21 protein-coding genes and 1 riboswitch are annotated in these 18,211 nt (G+C 67.8%); of the genes, 6 read left to right on the top strand and 15 right to left on the bottom strand.

What is annotated here, in order from left to right:
- The first annotated feature begins 23 nt into the window (after positions 1-23).
- The 5 genes from ACR4XW_RS10230 to ACR4XW_RS10210 all read left to right on the top strand — a co-directional run bounded on the left by ACR4XW_RS10230 (position 24) and on the right by ACR4XW_RS10210 (position 3,621).
- A complete protein-coding gene (locus tag ACR4XW_RS10230) occupies positions 24-458 on the top strand; it encodes a DUF2871 family protein (protein ID WP_434760461.1) in 435 nt (144 codons plus the stop codon).
- A gap of 82 nt (positions 459-540) precedes the next feature.
- The gene (locus ACR4XW_RS10225; RefSeq protein WP_434760460.1) at positions 541-1,353 is read left to right on the top strand and encodes an ABC transporter ATP-binding protein; all 813 of its coding nucleotides are present in this window, start codon (positions 541-543) and stop codon (positions 1,351-1,353) included.
- Positions 1,350-2,015 (top strand): ABC transporter permease, encoded by a 666-nt coding sequence (locus tag ACR4XW_RS10220; protein WP_434760459.1) that lies wholly within the window; start codon positions 1,350-1,352, stop codon positions 2,013-2,015. The genes ACR4XW_RS10225 and ACR4XW_RS10220 overlap by 4 nt, the downstream gene beginning before the upstream one ends.
- Positions 2,012-2,695: an ABC transporter permease gene (locus ACR4XW_RS10215; protein WP_434760458.1), complete on the top strand. Its 684-nt coding sequence runs from the start codon at positions 2,012-2,014 to the stop codon at positions 2,693-2,695. The genes ACR4XW_RS10220 and ACR4XW_RS10215 overlap by 4 nt, the downstream gene beginning before the upstream one ends.
- Positions 2,696-2,715: 20 nt before the next feature.
- The gene (locus ACR4XW_RS10210; RefSeq protein ID WP_434760457.1) at positions 2,716-3,621 is read left to right on the top strand and encodes an ABC transporter substrate-binding protein; all 906 of its coding nucleotides are present in this window, start codon (positions 2,716-2,718) and stop codon (positions 3,619-3,621) included.
- A 24-nt stretch (positions 3,622-3,645) separates the two neighbouring features.
- On the opposite strand, the gene ACR4XW_RS10205 is transcribed toward ACR4XW_RS10210, so the two are convergent.
- The 13 genes from ACR4XW_RS10205 to ACR4XW_RS10145 all read right to left on the bottom strand — a co-directional run bounded on the left by ACR4XW_RS10205 (position 3,646) and on the right by ACR4XW_RS10145 (position 14,247).
- Complete coding sequence (locus tag ACR4XW_RS10205; RefSeq protein ID WP_434760456.1) at positions 3,646-4,086, bottom strand: cation:proton antiporter; 441 nt, start codon at positions 4,084-4,086, stop codon at positions 3,646-3,648.
- Entirely contained in the window at positions 4,086-4,343 is a 258-nt protein-coding gene (locus ACR4XW_RS10200) for an MrpF/PhaF family protein (protein ID WP_434760455.1), read from the bottom strand. Before ACR4XW_RS10200 ends, ACR4XW_RS10205 begins: the two co-directional genes overlap by 1 nt.
- Positions 4,340-4,729 (bottom strand): Na+/H+ antiporter subunit E, encoded by a 390-nt coding sequence (locus ACR4XW_RS10195; RefSeq protein ID WP_434760454.1) that lies wholly within the window; start codon positions 4,727-4,729, stop codon positions 4,340-4,342. Before ACR4XW_RS10195 ends, ACR4XW_RS10200 begins: the two co-directional genes overlap by 4 nt.
- Positions 4,726-6,204: a monovalent cation/H+ antiporter subunit D family protein gene (locus ACR4XW_RS10190; protein ID WP_434760453.1), complete on the bottom strand. Its 1,479-nt coding sequence runs from the start codon at positions 6,202-6,204 to the stop codon at positions 4,726-4,728. Before ACR4XW_RS10190 ends, ACR4XW_RS10195 begins: the two co-directional genes overlap by 4 nt.
- Positions 6,201-6,680 carry a sodium:proton antiporter gene (locus ACR4XW_RS10185; RefSeq protein ID WP_434760452.1) on the bottom strand — a complete coding sequence of 160 codons (480 nt, stop codon included), beginning with the start codon at positions 6,678-6,680 and terminating at the stop codon, positions 6,201-6,203. Before ACR4XW_RS10185 ends, ACR4XW_RS10190 begins: the two co-directional genes overlap by 4 nt.
- A complete protein-coding gene (locus tag ACR4XW_RS10180; protein ID WP_434760451.1) occupies positions 6,677-9,481 on the bottom strand; it encodes a DUF4040 family protein in 2,805 nt (934 codons plus the stop codon). The genes ACR4XW_RS10185 and ACR4XW_RS10180 overlap by 4 nt, the downstream gene beginning before the upstream one ends.
- Before the next feature lie 84 nt (positions 9,482-9,565).
- On the bottom strand, positions 9,566-10,453 hold the full coding sequence (locus ACR4XW_RS10175) for a TIGR03619 family F420-dependent LLM class oxidoreductase (protein WP_434760450.1): 888 nt from the start codon (positions 10,451-10,453) through the stop codon (positions 9,566-9,568).
- Positions 10,454-10,522: 69 nt separating this feature from the next.
- The gene (locus tag ACR4XW_RS10170; protein ID WP_434760449.1) at positions 10,523-10,732 is read right to left on the bottom strand and encodes a hypothetical protein; all 210 of its coding nucleotides are present in this window, start codon (positions 10,730-10,732) and stop codon (positions 10,523-10,525) included.
- Complete coding sequence (locus ACR4XW_RS10165; protein ID WP_434760448.1) at positions 10,729-11,259, bottom strand: hypothetical protein; 531 nt, start codon at positions 11,257-11,259, stop codon at positions 10,729-10,731. The genes ACR4XW_RS10170 and ACR4XW_RS10165 overlap by 4 nt, the downstream gene beginning before the upstream one ends.
- A gap of 68 nt (positions 11,260-11,327) precedes the next feature.
- Positions 11,328-12,116, bottom strand: coding sequence for an ABC transporter ATP-binding protein (locus tag ACR4XW_RS10160; RefSeq protein WP_434760447.1), 789 nt, complete (start codon positions 12,114-12,116; stop codon positions 11,328-11,330).
- Position 12,117: 1 nt separating this feature from the next.
- Entirely contained in the window at positions 12,118-13,146 is a 1,029-nt protein-coding gene (locus ACR4XW_RS10155) for an ABC transporter substrate-binding protein (RefSeq protein ID WP_434760446.1), read from the bottom strand.
- Between the two features lie 25 nt (positions 13,147-13,171).
- Entirely contained in the window at positions 13,172-13,945 is a 774-nt protein-coding gene (locus ACR4XW_RS10150) for an ABC transporter permease (RefSeq protein ID WP_434760445.1), read from the bottom strand.
- 5 nt (positions 13,946-13,950) lie between these two features.
- Complete coding sequence (locus ACR4XW_RS10145; protein WP_434760444.1) at positions 13,951-14,247, bottom strand: thiamine-binding protein; 297 nt, start codon at positions 14,245-14,247, stop codon at positions 13,951-13,953.
- Positions 14,241-14,346, bottom strand: a riboswitch (TPP riboswitch). (Overlaps the previous gene by 7 nt.)
- Positions 14,347-14,478: 132 nt before the next feature.
- Between ACR4XW_RS10145 and ACR4XW_RS10140 the strand changes: the two genes are divergently transcribed.
- Entirely contained in the window at positions 14,479-16,578 is a 2,100-nt protein-coding gene (locus ACR4XW_RS10140; RefSeq protein WP_434760443.1) for an MMPL family transporter, read from the top strand.
- A gap of 4 nt (positions 16,579-16,582) precedes the next feature.
- Here the strand turns inward: ACR4XW_RS10140 and ACR4XW_RS10135 are convergent, their stop codons facing one another.
- Positions 16,583-17,815 carry an MFS transporter gene (locus ACR4XW_RS10135; protein WP_434760442.1) on the bottom strand — a complete coding sequence of 411 codons (1,233 nt, stop codon included), beginning with the start codon at positions 17,813-17,815 and terminating at the stop codon, positions 16,583-16,585.
- Positions 17,816-17,841: 26 nt separating this feature from the next.
- Positions 17,842-18,201, bottom strand: coding sequence for an ArsR/SmtB family transcription factor (locus tag ACR4XW_RS10130; RefSeq protein WP_434760441.1), 360 nt, complete (start codon positions 18,199-18,201; stop codon positions 17,842-17,844).
- Between the last annotated feature and the right edge of the window lie 10 nt (positions 18,202-18,211).

Below are 18,211 nucleotides of genomic sequence, written 5' to 3'. Positions count from 1 at the left end.
GGAATCGCAGCAAGCTGGCAGACATGAGAAAGCTCTGGATTGCCGCTTGTGTCTACGCCACCGCCGGCCTCACCGCCGGCCTGTTGTACCGCACCCTGACCCACGACGGATTCGACGGTAAGACCCAATTGTCGGTCACCCACACCCACTTCCTGGCCCTGGGCATGATGGTGATGCTGATCTGCCTGGCCCTCGAAGCCGCCCTGGGGTTCGCCGGCTCCCGGTCGTTCAACATCTTCTTCGCCACCTACAACGCCGGCCTGGTGATCACCGCCGGAGTGATGATCTGGCACGGACTGCTGCAGCTCAACGGTCAGGAAGGTGGCGCCGCGATCGCCGGTATTGCCGGTGTCGGCCACATTCTGCTCACGATCGGGATTGCCGCCCTGCTGGTCAGCCTGAGCGGGCCGACGAAGCGTCACCTCGCCCAGCGGGAGGCCACTCGCGTCGCCGCCTGAGGTGTCGCAGATGTCGACAAATGGATCGACATGGTAGGTTCCGGCGAAAGACACAGAAGTCGGTAGCCGGAGCGGGGAACCCATGATCGAGTTCAGGTCGGTGTCGAAGGCGTACCCCGACGGCACCGTGGCGGTCGAGGATTTCTCGCTCGTCGTACCGTCCCATCGCACCGTCGCCCTGGTCGGCTCGTCGGGGTGCGGTAAGACCACCCTGCTGCGGATGGTCAACCGGATGGTCGACCCCACCTCCGGGCAGGTGCTGATCGACGACACCGACGTGGGCAGCGTCGACCCGGTCAAATTGCGCCGCTCGATCGGCTACGTCCTGCAGGACGGCGGCCTGATGCCGCATCGCACGATCACCGACAATGTCGCCGCCGTCCCGATGTTGAACGGCACCCCCCGGCGCGAAGCCCGGGCCGCTGCGGCCGGGCTGCTCGAACGCGTCGGCCTGGACCCGGCGATCGGCCACCGGTACCCGCCGCAACTGTCCGGTGGACAGCAACAACGCGTCGGGGTGGCCCGGGCCCTGGCCAACGATCCGAACATCCTGTTGATGGACGAACCCTTCGGGGCAGTGGACCCCATCGTGCGCCGCGAACTGCAGGACGAACTGGTGCGGTTGCAGGCCGACCTCGGCAAAACCATCGTTTTCGTCACCCACGACATCGACGAGGCCTTCCTGCTCGGCGATGAGGTGGTGGTGCTGCGCGAACGCGGCCGGATCGCCCAACAGGGCGAACCCGCCCACATCCTGGCCGACCCGGCCGACGATTTCGTCGCCGATTTTGTCGGTCACGGCCGTGCCGAACGGACGCTCACCGTGCGCGAGATCGACGGCCGGTCGGTCGCGGTGGACGGTCAGGGCCGCCCGGTCGGGGTGGTCGAGCCATGACCTGGCTGCAGTACAACTGGCCGTGGGTGATCGAACTGCTCCGCGCACACCTGGTGTTGAGCGCGGCGGCGATCGTGTTGAGCACCCTGATCGCGGTACCGATCGGCCGGTTGTCCTTCCGCCGCCCGCTGATCGGAACCCCACTGCTGACCGCGGCCGCCCTGCTCTACGCGATTCCGGCGCTGCCGCTGCTGATCATCATCCCGGCGATCATCGGCACCCCGCTGCGCTCCTCGGCGACCATGATCACCGCCCTGACGGTGTACGGGGTGGCATTGCTGGTGCGCACCGCCGCCGATGCCTTCGGGTCGGTCGACAAACGCACCCGTGATGCCGCCTTCGCGATCGGCTATTCACCGCGCAGTGTTTTCTGGCGGGTCGACCTGCCGCTGGCGGTCCCGGTGCTGTTGTCGGGGGTGCGGGTGATGACGGTGTCCACGATCGGCCTGGTCACCATCGGGGCGCTGATCGGGGTGCCGAGCCTGGGCAACCTGCTCACCGACGGATTTCAACGCGGCATCGCCGCCGAGGTTGCCACCGGGGTGATCGTCACGGTGGTGCTCGCCCTGGTGCTGGACGGGCTGTTGCTGTTGCTCGGCCGGGCCCTCACCCCGTGGCGACGCCGTCCCCGGGCCTCGGCACATGCGCAGGTGGCGTCATGAGCCTGCTCGCCGATGCCCTGACCTGGTTGACCGACCCGGCGCACTGGTCGGGAACCAATGGCATTCCCACCCGGTTGGGCCAGCATGTGCTGCTGACCGTCGGCACGGTGGCCGCCGCCGGGGTGATCGCGCTACCGGTGGGTGTCCTGATCGGCCACACCCGCCGCGGCGCCGGCTGGGTCGGGGCGCTGACCGGCGCCGCCCGCGCCGTTCCCACCCTGGGTTTGTTGACCCTGTTCGGGTTGGCCCTGGGCATCGGTCTGCGGGCCCCGCTGCTGGCGCTGATCGTGCTCGCCCTGCCGTCCCTGCTGGCCGGTGCCTACGCCGGGGTGCAGGCGATCGATCCGGCGGTCAGCCAGGCCGCCCGGGCGATCGGGATGAGCCCGCGCCAGGTGGTCTGGGATGTCGAACTACCGCTGGCCCTGCCGGTGATCGTGGGCGGGATCCGGGCCGCGACCCTGCAGGTGGTTGCCACTGCCACCCTGGCGGCCTATATCGCCGACTACGGTTTGGGGCGGTATCTGTTCTCCGGACTGAAATCCCGCGACTATGCCGCGATGCTCGGCGGGGCCATCGTGGTGATCGCCCTGGCCCTGTTGCTCGAAGTGCTGCTGGCGATCGTCCAGCGGCTGGTGACCACCCGGATCGCCGACCCCGGCCGCGTCGCGGCCACGACCTGAACCCCACGAGAGGATCCATCATGACCCGCTTCCGAATGGCCGCGATCGGCCTGGCAGGCGCCCTGTTGCTGGCCGGGTGTGCCGGCTCCGACCCCCTGGAAGGGGGCGACAACGGGGGCGGCGGCGGTGGTGGCGAGACCATCGTGATCGGCTCCCAGGACTACTACTCCAACGAGATCGTCGCCGAGATCTACGCCCAGGCCCTGGAGGCGGAGGGCTACACCGTCGACCGGCAGTTCCGGATCGGGCAGCGGGAGGCCTACCTGCCCGAGATCGAGAACGGTGAGATCGACCTCTTCCCCGAATACACCGGCCCGCTGCTGCAGTACTGGCAGAAGGACACCGAAGCCCGCCTGTCCGACGATGTCTACACCGAACTGAAGGACGCCACGCCCGAGGGGCTGCGGGTGCTCGATCAGTCGCCGGCCACCGACCAGGACGCCTACACCGTCACCAAGCAGTTCGCCGAAAAGTGGCAGTTGGAGAAGATCTCCGACCTGTCCAAGGTCACCGACCCGATGACGATGGGTGCCAACTCCGAGGCCGAGAACCGTCCCAACGGCCCCAAGGGGTTGGCCGAGAAGTACGGCGTCAACGTGAAGTTCACCCCGATCGAGGACGGCGGCGGCCCGCTGACGGTCAAGGCCCTGAAGGACGGCGACATCCAGATCGCGATCATCTACACCGCCGACCCGACGATCGCTGCCAATGACCTGGTGTCGTTGGAGGACGACGCCGGCCTCTTCCTCGCCTCGCACCTGGTGCCGCTGGCCAGTGACAACGTCGACGAGAAGGCGGCCGAGGTGATCAACAAGATCAGCGCGACGATGAAGCCCACCGACCTGATCGAACTCAACGCCCGCAGTGTGGACGAGGGCCGGCCGGCCGCCGACATCGCCAAGGAGTGGCTCGCCACCCTGGAATGAGCGGACCGCCGGGGCGCCACTTGCTCAGTGGTGTTCGGCCTCACCCGAGGAGTCGTCGGGGCGTTCCGAATCCGGTGCGCCCCGATCGGCCTCTTCGGCCAGAGCATTCTGCTTGGTGGGGGAGTACACCGGGCTGCCGACCAGATAAGCCGCCCGGGCGATCGACATCTCGCCGACCGCAGCGGTCAGCAATTGCAGGGCCACGGCGGCAATCAGCTTCGGCAGCGTGGCCCAGCCCGGTACCAGCAGGAACACGCCGGTGATCACCAGCGAAATGCCCAGGCCCGAGGCGGTGGCGACCCCGGAGGCCTTGGAGAACAGATCGGGCAACCGAACCATGCCGAGCGCCGAGGTCGCGAACAGTCCAGCGCCCAACACCATCAGCACCTGACCCGCCATCGACATCCACCACGGGACGTCGGTCAGCCACACCCAGTCGGGCAGCGAGTTCAGCATGGCGACCATCATCGCCTCCCATTCGTCAGGGCTCGGGCCAGCGAGATGCTGGCCAGGAAGCCGACCACGGTCGCGATGATGATCAGGTCGAAGACCACCGTGCTGGCGGTGAACAATCCGATCAGACCGATCAGGCCGACCACGGAGAAGAACAACAGGTCCGACCCGATGGTGCGGTGGGCGTCGTCGGGGCCGCGGAACATCCGGTAGCTCGCCGCCACCGCGGTGGCCAGCAACAACGCCAGGGCGATCAGTGCTCCGATCATCGGGTGCCTCCTGAGGGGCGCAGCGCCCACAGCAGCATGGCCTCGTCCTTGGCCAGGTCGGTCAGAGCCCGTTCCCGGTCGCGGGCATACATCACGTGCACGTACAGCCGCGAACCACTGTGGCCCCGGCGCGGGTTGTCGCCCGGGGCGTGCGGGGCGTCGCGAACCGCCAGCATCAAGGTGCCCGGGGTGAGGCTGATCATGATCGTCAGCAGCGAGACCTCGAGGTCGCTGTCACAGCGGGTGCGGTAGGCCACGATCACCGGTGAGGACTGTTGCCGGCGGGTCAGCACGTCCTTGACCACCGCGACATTGGTCGCGATCAGCCGCCCGGAGAACCAGAAGGCGAAGGCAATGATGCGCAGGGGCCAGGTCAGCCACTTCATGTCCGGCTCACCGCCTGCACATATCCCGACGGGTCGATCAGCCCGGCGGCGGCGATCTCACACAGCGCCAGCAGGGGTTCGGCCGCCAGACCGAGAACCACCGTCACCGCGGCCAGCGCCAGACCCGGCACCACCAGCGGCACCGGGATCCGACCGGCTTCGGTGTGGGCCTGCGGGCTGCCGAGGAACATCGCGCCCCAGATCTTCAGCATCGACATGATCGTGAAGATGCTCACCACGATGGCGACGATCGCCGCGACCAACTGTCCGGCATCCAGAGCCGCGATGATCAGGGTCAGCTTGGCGACGAATCCGGAGAACGGGGGAATGCCGCCCAAGGACAGCGCGGCGACGAAGAAGGTGGCTGCCAGGACGGGTTCTCGTCGGGCCAGGCCGGTGACGGTGCCCAACCGGTGGCGTCCGTGCACCAGTTCCACCGCCCCGATCGACAGGAACAGCGAAGCCTTCACGAACATGTGGTGCAGCAGGTAGAAGATGCCGGCGGCCAGGCCCAGGGGAGTGAGCAGGGCCAGGCCCATCATGATGTAGCCGATCTGGCTGACCATGTGGAACGACAGGATGCCGCGGGCGTCCTGTTCCCCGATCGCGCCGAACACCCCGAACAGCATGGTCAGGGCGAAAACCACCACCATCACCAGTCCGTAGCGCTGGTCACCGTCGAAAACCACCGCGTACAGCCGGAAGAGGGCGAACACGCCCACCTTGGTGTGCAGGCCGGAGAACAGCGCGGTAACCGCCGGGGCCATGAAGGGGTACGTGCGCGGCAGCCAGCCGTGTACCGGAAACAGGGCGGCCTTGATCGACAACGCCACCAGCACCAGGGTCATCGCGAGCGCGGCCCGAACTGATTCGGCCGCCGCCCCCGCCAACTCGGCGAGATTCACCGTGCCGGTGACCCCGTACACCAGACCGATGCCCGCCAGCAGCAGGGTGGAGGCGAGCAGGTTCACCGTCACATAGATCCGCGACGAGGTGACCTGCATCAACTGTCCGCGTCCTCGACGTCCCATCAGCAGCAACGCGTAGGACGGCAGCAACATCACCTCGATGAACACGAACAGGTTGAACAGATCACCGGTCAGCAGGGCGCCGTTGACCCCACCGACCAGGATCAGCACCATCGCCGCGAAATAGTCGTACCGGGCCTGGTCGGAAACCACCGCGAACCAACAGGTGACCAGGGCCAGGGCCCCGGTGGCGGTGACCATCAACGCGCCGAAGAGGTCGGCCACGAAGGTGATCGACAGGGGTGCTCCCCAGCCACCGACGTGATGGGCCAGTACGGTGCCGTCGGCCAGGGTCGCCAGCAACAGCCCGCCCGCGACGAGATTGACACCCAGCAGCACCAACAGCAGGACGGGGGTGGCCCGCCGGAAGCGGTTCAACCAGATCAGCAGCCCACCACACAGGATCGGCAACGCGGGATACAGCGGCAGCAAGGACGGGTCGATCATGACTGCTCGACCTCCGCGGTGTCGGTGTCATCGCGGTCGTCGGCCCAGTCGAGGTAGGGGTGCGGGTGGGTCGGCTCCGGGCCACCGGGCTCGCGGGCGGGTGCGGGGAGGGCCTCGACCTCGTCGGGGTGGATCAACTGCGGGGTTTCGAGTTCCCGGCCCTCGAGTTCGATCAGCGTGTCGTCGTCACCCTCACCGGTGATCGCCAACACCAGCAGCAGCACGGTGATCGCGAAGGCGATCACGATGGCGGTCAGCACGAAGGCCTGGGGCAGGGGGTCGGCCACGGTGTTCGGGTCGAGGTCGGCCCCCAGCGCGGCGGCGCGACGGTCGATGCCACCGGCGGTGATGATCAGCAGGTTCACACCGTGGCTGAGCAGCACGAATCCGACGATCACCCGCATCAAACCGCGACGCAGGATCATCGCCACGCCCACGCCGACCAGAATGCCGACGCCGATCGCTGCCAAACTCATTCGCGTCCCACCTCATTGCCGGGATGGGCGCCGAAGCCGCGGGCGCGTGGGGTTCCGTGCCGCAGCGGAGGGGCGTGGTCATCGATACCGAGCTTGCTGATCGCGGCCAGGATCACCCCGATCACATTCAGATACACCCCGAGGTCGAACAGCAGCGCGGTGCTGAGTTTGATCGGCCCGAGCTCGGTGGTCATCGGCCGCAGGAAGGAACCGTCGATCAAACCGAGCAGACCGACCGCGACCGCGATCACGGTGCCCGCGGCGATGAAACCCAGGTAGGGCAGCCGCAGTTCCCGCACCCGGTTCGACGAGGCCGACAGGTACATCAGGGCCAGGGCCGTGCTGCCGATCAGGGCCGCGATGAAGCCGCCACCGGGGGCACTGTGGCCGCGCAGATAGTAGAAGGCGCTGAGGCCCAGCAGCACCGGCACCAGGAACCTGGTGGTGGTGCGTAGCGGCAGCGCGTTGTCGTACGGGTCGCGGATGGCGCTGTCGGGCTCCACCCGGATCGGATTGGGGCGCAAGGGCAGCAACCCGCGAGCGTTCAGAGCCGCCACCAGGGCCACCGCGGTGACGCCCAACACCACGGCCTCACCGAAAGTGTCCAGCGCCCGGAAGTCGACCAGGATCACGTTGACCAGATTCGTGCCGCCGGTGAGTTCGTAACTCTGAACCAGCAGGTCCCGTCCGACCTCGGAAATCTCCCGGCGACCGGTCAGGGCCATGGTGGCCAGCATCGCGATCAGGCCCACCAGCACCCCGGTGATGCCGGCGAAGACATTGCGGCGCCGTCCGGTGATGTGGAAGGTGCGCGGCAGGCGGCTCAACAGCAGCACCATGATCACCACGGTCAGGATTTCGACCAGCAACTGGGTGAGCGCGACATCGGGGGCGCCGAGGGCATAGAACCACAGGGCCACGGCGAAACCGGACACGCCAACGGTGGTGACCAGGGCGATCCGGGTGCGGGCTCGCCAGGCCAGGGCCGCCCCCACCGCGACCAGCGGCAGAATCAGGAAATCGACCCAGCGCACCACACCGGGACGAACCGGCGGAAGACCGGGCATGGTGAGCAGTGCAACAGCGCCGACCCCACCCAGCCCGACCACCACCGCCAAGGGCGGCACCAGGTGGCGAAGGGGGGTATCGGAGTCGGTGAGCCGGCCCAGCCGGTGGCCCACGGCGATGCTGCCGGTGCGGAATCCCTCGACCACATCGATCGCCCGGATCGGAAAGAGTTCGCGGTCGAGCAGCCGGTCCACCTGCCTGCGGCGGCCCACCAACACCGCCCCCAACCCCACCACGGCCAAGGTCATGTACAGCTCCGGGGCGAACCCGTGCCACAGGGAAAGATCTGCTTCGGCCGATGCCCCCACAGCGCCGACGGCGGCGTTGATCAACGGCTCGGCCACGGGGCCCGCCACGCCGAGTGCCAGCCCGGTCACCGCGACCACCCCGACCGGCACCAGCAGGTCGGCCCCACCCTCGCGGGGAGCATCGTCGAGCCGCGGGCCGTCGAAGACCGCCAGCACCATCCGCGCGCTGTAGGCGAAGGTGAAGACCGCGGCCAGTACGGCCACGGCCCCGACCGGCCAGGCCAGGGGCGCCGGCATGGCGGCCATCGCCTTGAACATCGCCTCCTTGGACACGAAGCCGAACAACGGCGGTAGCCCCGCCATCGACACCGCCCCCAGGGTGAGCAGCCCGGCCGTCCACGGCATGGTGCGATGAACCCCGCTCAACTCACCGATCCTGCGGGTACCCCACTGGTGGTCGATCACGCCCACGGCCATGAACAGGGCCGACTTGAACAGGGCATGGGCGATCACGTGCACGATCGCGCCCAGCAGGGCGTACGTCGACCCGATGCCGATCGTGGCGACCAGGAAGCCCAACTGGCTGACCGTCGAATAGGCGAGGAGTTCCTTGAGGTCACGGCGCTGCAGCGCGAGCACCGCGCCGAGCAGGGCGGTGATCAACCCGATCACGATCAGGGCGATGTTCCAGGCGGGCACCGCACCCAGCGCGGTCGAGAAGCGCAGCAGCAGGTAGATGCCGGCCTTGACCATCGCTGCGGCATGCAGATATGCGCTGACCGGGGTGGAGGCGACCATCGCATCGGGAAGCCAGGCGTGGAAGGGGAACTGGGCTGCCTTGGTGAAGGCGGCGAAGGCGATCAGCACCGCGATCGCGGTGGCGAAGCCGGGGGCCTGCTGCCAGTCGGGTGCGGCCAGGATGGTGCTCAGGCGGGTGGTGCCGAACCGCGCCCAGATCAGCGCCACCGCACTCAGCAGGGCGAGCCCACCGGCGGCGGTGACCAGGAAGGTGCGGATCGCCGGCCCCTTGCCCTTGGGCCCGGACTGGCTGATCAGCAGGAAGGAACAAACCGTGGTGAACTCCCACATCACCCACAACACGATGATGTCGTCGGCCAGCACCAGCCCGGTCATCGCGGCGGCGAAGAAGGTCAGCAAACCCAGGAAGGCCCCGTGTCGGCCACGGGGCAGGTAGCCGGCGGTGTAGGCCAGGACCACCGCGCCGATCACCAGCACGATCAGCCCGAAGACCAGCGAGATTCCGTCCAACCTCAGGCTCAGCGCCACGCCCAACGACGGAATCCAGTCGACCCCCTGGGCGACCACCCCGTCGGCGGAGCGGCCGGTCCAGCCGTACCAGAGGGTGCCGGCAGCCCCGAGCAAACCCAGGGCCGCGATCCAGCCCGCCCGGCGTCCCAGCGTGCGGCCCAGAATCAGTGTCACCACGCAGACCACGGCAGTGATCGCGAGGGTGATGAGCAGCATGGACGGGTCTCCTGGCTGGGTGGCTGGGCGTGACCGGCATGGAGAACACAATCATCCCCGTCCCGCCGCCGCAAACCGGCGTGGTCAGCCGGTGGCGGCCCGGTAGGGGCCGATCACCTCATCACCGAAGCGCTTGAGTCGGTCGATCTTGTCGGCCAGTGGTTCGGTGTCCTGGGCCGTGCCGTAGGGGTTGAAGCGGCCGAAGCCGCCCATCACCTGGGTGGCGCCGAGTTCGGCTGCGGCGTGGACGTCGTCGACGGTGCGCACGCCGGGGCCCTGGATGGTGAACGGCAGGTGCTCGCGTCCGAACTCGGCGCGCAACTGGTGGATCTGGTCGATCCGGGTGCGCATCTCGTCCGGGCCCAAGCCGGTCGGCAACCAGCCGTCGCCGATCCGCGCGGCGCGCTTGATCAGCACCTCGGAGTTTCCGCCGATCAGCATCGGGATCGGCTCGGTGGGTACCGGGTTCATCTTGACCGCGTCGAAGTCGTAGAACTCGCCGTGGAACTCGAAGTAGTCGCCGCCGGTCAGGCCCTGAATGATCTTCACGCACTCGTTGAAGCGTTTGCCGCGGGCCTCCCAGGGCAGTTCGACCAAGTCGTAGTCGTCCGGCCAGGGGCTGGTACCGATGCCGAGCTGTACCCGGTTGTTGCTGAGCACCGCCAGCGAGGTGATTTGCTTGGCGAAGATCACCGGGTGCCGGATCGGCAGCTTCAACACATACGGGCAGAAGCTGATCGTGGACGTGGCCGCAGCCATCGCCGACATCGCCACCACCGGTTCGAGGAAGGGCTTGTTCTCCAGGAACTCCCGGGTGCCGTCGGGATTGTACGGGTAGGACGTGTCCGATTCACGTGGGTAGCCGATGCTGTCGGCGAGCAGCACGACGTCGAAGCCGGCCTCTTCGGCGGCCCGTGCCAGGGGGACGTAATAGGACGGGTCGACCATGGCCACGCTGGTGCTGAACTTCATGGGCTCGTTCCTACCCGAGGATGTGTTCGCAACCGCGCGACGATCCCGGTCGGCGGAAGTGCCGGGGAGTCAGGACTCGCGGGTCAACCCCGGGCAACGCCCGGTGATCGCGCCGAACAGCACCCACACCGCACCCAGGCCGGCCACCGCGGCCAGCACCGGGCTGGACGGCACCATCGTCACCGCGAAAGCGGCGATCACCACCGCCACCAGCAACTGCACCGCCCGCACCCCCGCCTGGGGCCGGCAGGACGAACGGGTCAATCGCCAGCGACTCATCGGGCGACCGCCGGCATCGGGCAGGCCACCTGCCCCCGCAGCCGCCACACCACTGCGACACCGGTGAGCACCAATGCGATCAGCGCCAGGAAGGGCTGGACGGGGGAGAACCAGGTGATCGCTCCCGAATACCCCAGGGCGAGCAGAGCCAGCTTGTTGCACACCGGGCAACCGACCGCGAACCAGGCGAGAATGCCACCGGCCATACCGAGCTTGCTCGAGCGCCGCTCCTCGCTCGATTCGGGTTCCGGTTCGGCCGGTTTCTCGGTATCGGCACGCACATAGGTGGCGATCAGCACCCCCGACAGGGCCGAGGTGAGCAGCCAAACCGGGTAGTTCCACCACACCGGGGGAATATCGCGGGCGAAGATCGGGTTCGGGATCAGCACCGTGGCGACACCGATGATCACGCCCACAACCACCGCACCGACCAGGGCAACACCGGCTTGTCGCAGGGTCCAACCGCGCAGCGCGCTGCCGGCCAGGCGCAGGGTCTCCCCGAGCCGCGAGGCGGTGGTGCGTGCCATCTGTGAAGCCTTCCTGTTCGACCGTCCGGGAGTGGATGCCCCTTACGGTATACGGCAGGTGCGGAGTTTCAACCCTCGTTCCCCAAGGCCGCCAGCACGCGTTGGGCAGCCGCATGGTCGGTGCCCTCCTCGCGTTCCCGGCGCCGGAGGGCCACCTCGGGGCGATGTTCGACGTGCACGATCCCCGCCGGTGCCGGGCTGAGCACGACCACTTCGTCGGCCAGCAACAGAGCTTCCTCGATGTCGTGGGTGACCAGCAGGGTGGGCCGTCGTTCGGCCGCGGTGATCTCCAGCAACCAGAACTGCAATTGCCGCCGGGTCAGAGCATCCAGGGCACCGAAGGGCTCGTCCAACAACAGGGCGGGTTGGGGCATCAACGAACTGCGCAGCAACGACACCCGTTGCCGCATGCCACCGGACAGTTCGTCCGGCCAGGCCTTCTCGGTACCGGCCAGACCGAACCGGTCGAGCAGGTCGCGGGCCCGGCGTCGGGCCGCTGCCCGGGGTTGACCGGCGATCTCGGCTCCCAGGGTGGCGTTGTCCAGCGCGGTGAGCCAGGGCAGCAGCGCGTCCTGTTGTGGGTGGTAGGCCACCTGGCCCGGACGGCCGATCAGCGGCCGGCCGGCCACACTCGCCCGTCCGGAATCGGGTACCAGCAGCCCGGCCAGAATCCGCAACAGGGTCGACTTCCCGCAGCCACTCGGGCCGACGATCGCGGTCAGCGAACCGACCGGTACCGACAGGCTGACCTCGTCCAGCACGGTGCGGTACCGGCGCCGCCCGAACCGGCTGGATCCGGGCAGCGGAAACCGGTGGGTGATCTGTTCGATCACCAACCCGGCTTCGTCGGCTGTCATCTCAGTTCTTCGGCAGGTATTCGTTGGTCCAGGCGCCGTCGGCCGCCGAGGCGTCCTTGAGCATCTTGGCCTTGACCAGGAAGGCGGTGAACTCGGTCCACACCTTCTCATCCATCACCCCGAAGTGTCCGGGCTTGCCGTCGGTGGTGAACAGCGGGGCGTAGTAGTCGACGGCTGCCTTCACCAGATCGGCGTCCAACTCGGGCGCACCCTTCAGCAATGCCTCGGCACCGGCCGCGGGATCCTCGATCACCTTGTCGTAGCCCTTGCTGGTGGCGCCCAGGAAGTCGCGGGCCAGGGTCGGGTCCTTTTCCATCGCCGCACCGTTGCCGATGATCACCGGGGTGTACCAGTTCGGGATGCAGTCGAGGTGGTCGGCCATCTTGATCGTCACCACGTCCTCGCGTTCGTTCTTGGCGCGCAGCGCGTCCCAGCCGCCGAAAACCCACACCACGTCGAAACGCTTCTGTTCCAGGCCGGCCAGATAGTCGACATTGCCGATGTCGATGAACTTGACCGAGGCCGGGTCACCGCCGCCGCAGCGCACCAGTTCGGAGATGATCTCGGTCTCCAGCGCGCCGCCGTACCCGCCGTACTGCTTTCCGGCCAGGGAACCCGGCTGCTCGGACAGCCCGGAGGGGGACAGCCCCATCAGCACCGAGTCATTGACCGGCAGCAGAGTGCCGATCGCTTGGACGTCCATCCCCTCGGCACGGGCCGGCAGCACCGACTCGGCCTGCGAGATGCCGAACTCCACCTTCCCTTGGGCCACGGCCACGTCGGCGCCGACGTCGGAGCCCGGCTCGATGATCTTCAGGTCGATGCCGGCCTCTTCGTAGAAGCCGTGCTCCTTGGCGTAGTAAATGCCGGCGTGGTGGGCATTCGGTGTCCAGTTCAGCATCAGGGTGACCTGACGCCTCTCACCGTCCTTGCCCGATTCGGGGGTCTCACCCCCGCCGGCGCAGCCCGCCAGCAGAGCACCTGCGGCCAGCAGCGCCAGCCCGGCGCGGACAGTTCGTCGAATGGTCACGGAGTTTCCTTCGTTCGTTGGGTTGTCAGATGGGTTTCGGGGTGGTTCGGGCTCTGCTGCGGGCCAGGACGAGGTCCCCGATCAGGGCCGAGGTCCAGAACAGCAGCACGCCCAGTACCGCGATCACACCGACCGCGGCGAAGAGTTGGTCCATCCGGTAGCTCGCCTGGGATCGCTGCAGGTACACCCCCAGGCCTTCGGAGGAGCCCATCCACTCGGCGATGATCGCGCTGAACACCACGTAGCTGGCCGCGATCTTCGCCCCGGCGACGATGCCGGGCACCGCACCGGGCAGCCGCACCCGGCGCAGCACGGTCAGTCGTCCTGCGCCCATCGAGGTGAGCAGGTCGACCAGGATGCCGTTGGCCTCGCGCATCGCCACTGCGGCACTGATTGCCACCGGAAAGAAGGCGCCGAGGGTGACCACCAGGATCTTCGGCCAGGCACCGAAACCCATCGCCGCGATCAGAATCGGGGCGAAGATCACCGGGGGAATCGCCTGACTGGCGATCAGCAGTGGTTCGGACGCCCGGCGGAGGGTGTTCGACAGGGTCAGGCCGATCGCGACCAGCACGCCCAGGGTGGCTCCCAGGGCGAACCCGCTGACCGCGATCTTCAAGGTGGACACCAGATGGTGACCGATCAGGGCACGGTCGTCCCAGCCCACCCGCCATACCTGTTCGGGGGCGGGGAGCACATAGGCCGGCACGCCGGGCAGGCGCACCACCAGACTCCACACCACGATCACGCCGAGGACGGCGATCAGCGCGGGCAGAATCTGGCGCAGCAGCACCCGCACGCGAATCAGTGGGTGATGCGCGCGGCGATCTCGCCCATCGACGCCTCGATCGTGTCGTCGTGGGACTGCAGGATGCGCACGTGGGTCATCACCGTCTTCGCCCCGGATTCGAGGCAGGCCTCGTGCAGTTCCTGCAGTAGGGGCCAGCACTTCTCGGCCGGGCCCTGGATGGTGGTGCCGAGGGCCTCGACCTGGTATTCGAGGCCGCTGGCCTCGATCACCCGGATCGCCGCTTCGACGTGGGCGTAGGTGCCTCGTTCATCACCCAGCGGTGATGGGCCGACATGAACATGGATCAACATAGTGACCGCTTCCCTCCGCTCGTATTACCGAGATCAGGTTCTGGAGTGGTTCGCCTTGGTCGGCGAATCTCAGCCCTTCGGGCCCCCCCAGCGGATTGGTTATCCCGGCGAGCGTAGCAGAGCGTCCACGACGGTGCGTCGAACGACCGATGGGCATCATCCTTTTTGCCGATTCGTATTTCAGCCTCTGCCGTGATGTCACGCGCGCGGATGCTTGGTGGGGTTGATGGCATGGCAGATACTCGGATTCGCAGACAGTTTTCCGACCGGTTGACCTCACGTCGGGGCGCCTGGGTCGCTCTCGCCGCCGCACTGCTGGTGATGGTGGCGCTGTTCGGTGTTTTCTCCGGGGCCTCGGCGCCGCAACGCACCGGACAGGCCCCGGTCGACGCCGAAGCCACCCGGGTGGAGGAGGACTTGGCGAAGTTCCCCAATGCCGATCAGCAGGCAGTGCTGGTCGTGGCGTCGCGGGCCGACGGTGCGGCCCTGTCCGACACCGACCTGGCCCGGCTGAAGGACCTGATCCCGGTGCTGAACGGGCAGGCGTCGAATGCGTCCGAGCCGACGGTGAGTGCTGACGGCAAGGCCGCGGTACTGGTCACGCCGATCACCGTGGGTGCCGACAACACCGAGACCGCCGAGGTGATCAAGGCGCTGCGCGCCGAGGTGAGTGCGAACACCCCCGATGGGCTCGTGCTGCAGGTAACCGGTGGTCCCGCCTTCGGGGCCGATGTGGCCGCCGCCTTCGAGGGCGCCGACTTCACTCTGCTGCTGGTGACCGTCGTGATCGTCGCGGTCTTGCTGATCATCACCTACCGCTCGCCGGTGCTGTGGCTGATTCCACTGATCGTGGTGGCCCTGGCCGACGGATTGGCGGGGCGGGTCACCGCCGCGGCCGGGTCGGCGTGGGGATTCGAGTTCGACGCCGGCATCGTCAGCGTCCTGGTCTTCGGCGCGGGTACGAACTACGCCCTGTTGCTGATCTCGCGGTACCGGGAGGAACTGCAGCGCACCAATGACGACCGGGCGGCGCTGAGCACTGCTTGGCGCAAGACCGTCCCGGCGATTCTGGCCTCGAACTTCACCGTGGTGCTGGCCCTGTTCACCCTGCTGTTCGCGGCCATTCCGATGACCCGTGGCCTCGGGGTGCCGGCCGCGATCGGTCTGTTGATCGCCCTGGTCGCGGTGCTGTTCGTGCTGCCGCCGGCCCTGGCGGTGTGTGGTCGAAAGGTGTTCTGGCCGTTCATCCCGCGTCCCGGTCAGGAACGCAAACAGGGCGGTGCCTGGCGGGCGGTCGCCTCGCGGGTGTCTGCCCGTCCGCTGGTGAGCCTGGTCGCCGGCCTGGCCCTGCTCGCGGTGATGGCCTCCGGCCTGCTGGGCACCACGGTCGGGCTGGACCAACTCGAGAAGTTCCGGGTGCAGTCGGAATCTGCCACCGGCCTGGAGAAGTTGTCGCAGCACTTCCCGCCCGGTGAAGCCCAACCGATCTGGATCATCACCAACTCCGATGCCGCCGAAGAGGTGGTCTCGACCGCCAACCAGATCGAGGGCGTCGTGCGGGCCCACCCGGCCGGCCGCACCGCCGATGGTGCGTTGACCAAGGTGATGGTGACCAGCGAATACTCACCGGGCACCGATGAATCCCTGGCCCAGATCACCACCTTGCGTGAGGCCGTCCACCCGATCGAGGGTGCCGACGCCCGGGTCGGCGGCGCGGTCGCCACCGAACTGGACGCCCGGGCCGGCAACGACCACGACCTGTGGCTGATCGCACCCCTGGTGCTCGCGGTGTGTTTCATCGTGCTGGTGCTGTTGCTGCGTTCGCTGGTGGCCCCGGTGCTGCTGCTCGCGGTGAACCTCACCAGCGCCATCGCCGCGATCGGGGCGGGAGCCTGGCTGAGCCGCACCCTGCTCGACCAGCAGGCCCTCGACCTGCAGGTACCGATCCTGGCCTTCCTCTTCCTGGTGGCACTGGGCATCGACTACACGATCTTCCTGGTGCACCGGGCACGATCCGAAGCCGGCTGGCTGGGCACCCGGGCCGGAATGGTCGAAGCAGTTGCGCACACCGGCAGCGTGATCACCAGTGCGGGCATCGTGTTGGCGGCGGTGTTCGCGGCCCTGGGGGTGCTGCCACTGGTGACGCTCGGTCAGCTCGGCCTGATCGTCGGCATCGGCGTACTGGTCGACACCCTGGTCGTGCGCACCGTGATCGTTCCGGCGATCTTCAGCCTGGTGGGGGAGCGGATCTGGTGGCCGGGCCGGTTGATGACGAAGCGTGCCCGCAACGCCGTCGAGCCCGACGAGGAGCAGTTGGTGCGGGTGCGCTGAGTCGTTAGTGGCTGGCCTGTGCCGCCGTCCCCGCTGCCGGGTCGGTGCGCCAGGCCAGCAGCGCACCGGCCGTGCCGATCAGCCCGAGCACGGCCAATACCAACGACACGGTCGGTAGTCCGATGGCCGCGCCGAGGGCCCCGGCGAGTGGATAGGTGATCAGGAAACAGGCATGGGACAGCGAGAACTGGGCCGCAAACACGGCTGATCGGGTCTGCTCGGTGCTGTTGCGGCGCAGCAAACGCGCCGAGGGCGTGAGGATGACCGATGCCGCCGCGCCCAGGAGCGTCCAGACCGTCAGCAGCGCGACCCACTGCCCGTCGCCCCGCAGCCAGGTCAGCGCTGCGGCACCCGCCAACAGCAGGACGGGCAGAGCGATGCCGCCGGTGAGCATGACCCCGCGGTCGGCGACGCGATCCAGCAGGCCGGGCATGCACAGCGCGACCAGCATCGACCCGGCTCCGTAGGCGCCGAGCAGTATGGCGACATCGATCTGAGGTCGACCCAGGTCGCCCTGAACCAGCACCACGGTGTTGACGATGACCATCGCGGTCGTGGCCGCGACCACCAGATTGAGGCCCATCAGGCCACGCAGCTCATGGCTGGCCCAGAAGGCGCGGGTTCCGCGGGTGAGGCGGTCGAGAAACCCGCCGGCCGGAGGCGTCTCGATGTGGGGGAATCCGGACGCCAGCACGAGGATGGCCGAGGCCAGGAACCCGACCACGGTGCCGACGAAGAGGTAGTGATAGCTGATCAGGGTGAGCAGGGCTGCAGCCAGCAGCGGGCTGGCCAGGGATTCGAGGTCATAGGCCAACCGCGACAGCGACAGGGCCCGGGTGTACTCACCCTCGTCCGGCAGCACCGACGGGATGACCGCCTGGAAGGTCGGGGTGAACGTGGCCGAGGCCGACTGCAGCACAAAGATCAGCAGATAGATCTGCCAGGCCTCGGTGACGAACGGCAACGAGACGGCGACGGCAGCCCGCGCCAGATCGGCAGTGATCAACACCGGTTTCGGTGGCACGCGGGCGACCAGGGCGGTGGTGATGGGGGAGATAGCCACATAAGCGACCATCTTGATCATCATCGCCACGCCCAGCACGAGGCCGGCGTTGCCGCCGGCGATCTCGAAGGCCAACAGGCCCAGGGCGACCGTGAGCAGGCCGGTGCCGAGCAGGGCGATGATCTGGGCGCCGAACAGCTTTGCGTAGGTGGGGTTGCGCAGAATGGTGAGCATTCGCGTGCTCGCAATCGTGGAGTCGGCTACGACTGATCGAGGCGGTGGTGCGGTGGGATCTGTCCGTGCGCGATGGCGTGCTCGGCCTGTTTGACGGCTTCGAGCACCAGCGAGGCCGCGTGCTCATCGGTGAGCCGGTAGAGCACGCTCGTGCCGTCCTGTCGGGTGGTGACCATCCGTGCCATCCGGAGTCGGGCCAGATGCTGTGACACCCCGGACGGTTTGCGGTCGACGATCTTCGCCAGGGCATTGACCGGTAACTCCTCGGCCTGGCGCAGGGCCAGCACGATCCTGATTCGGGTCGGGTCCGACAGCAGCCCGAGTACCTCGGCCGCCAGCTCGACGAAATCGGGGGATACCCCAAGTGAATCGTTATCCGCGTACATACGCAGATAG

It is taken from the genome of Pseudenemella bisphenolivorans, assembly GCF_051133435.1.
Lineage (GTDB): Bacteria > Actinomycetota > Actinomycetes > Propionibacteriales > Propionibacteriaceae > JAAYAO01.
This window is presented reverse-complemented; position numbering and strand designations above follow the sequence as displayed.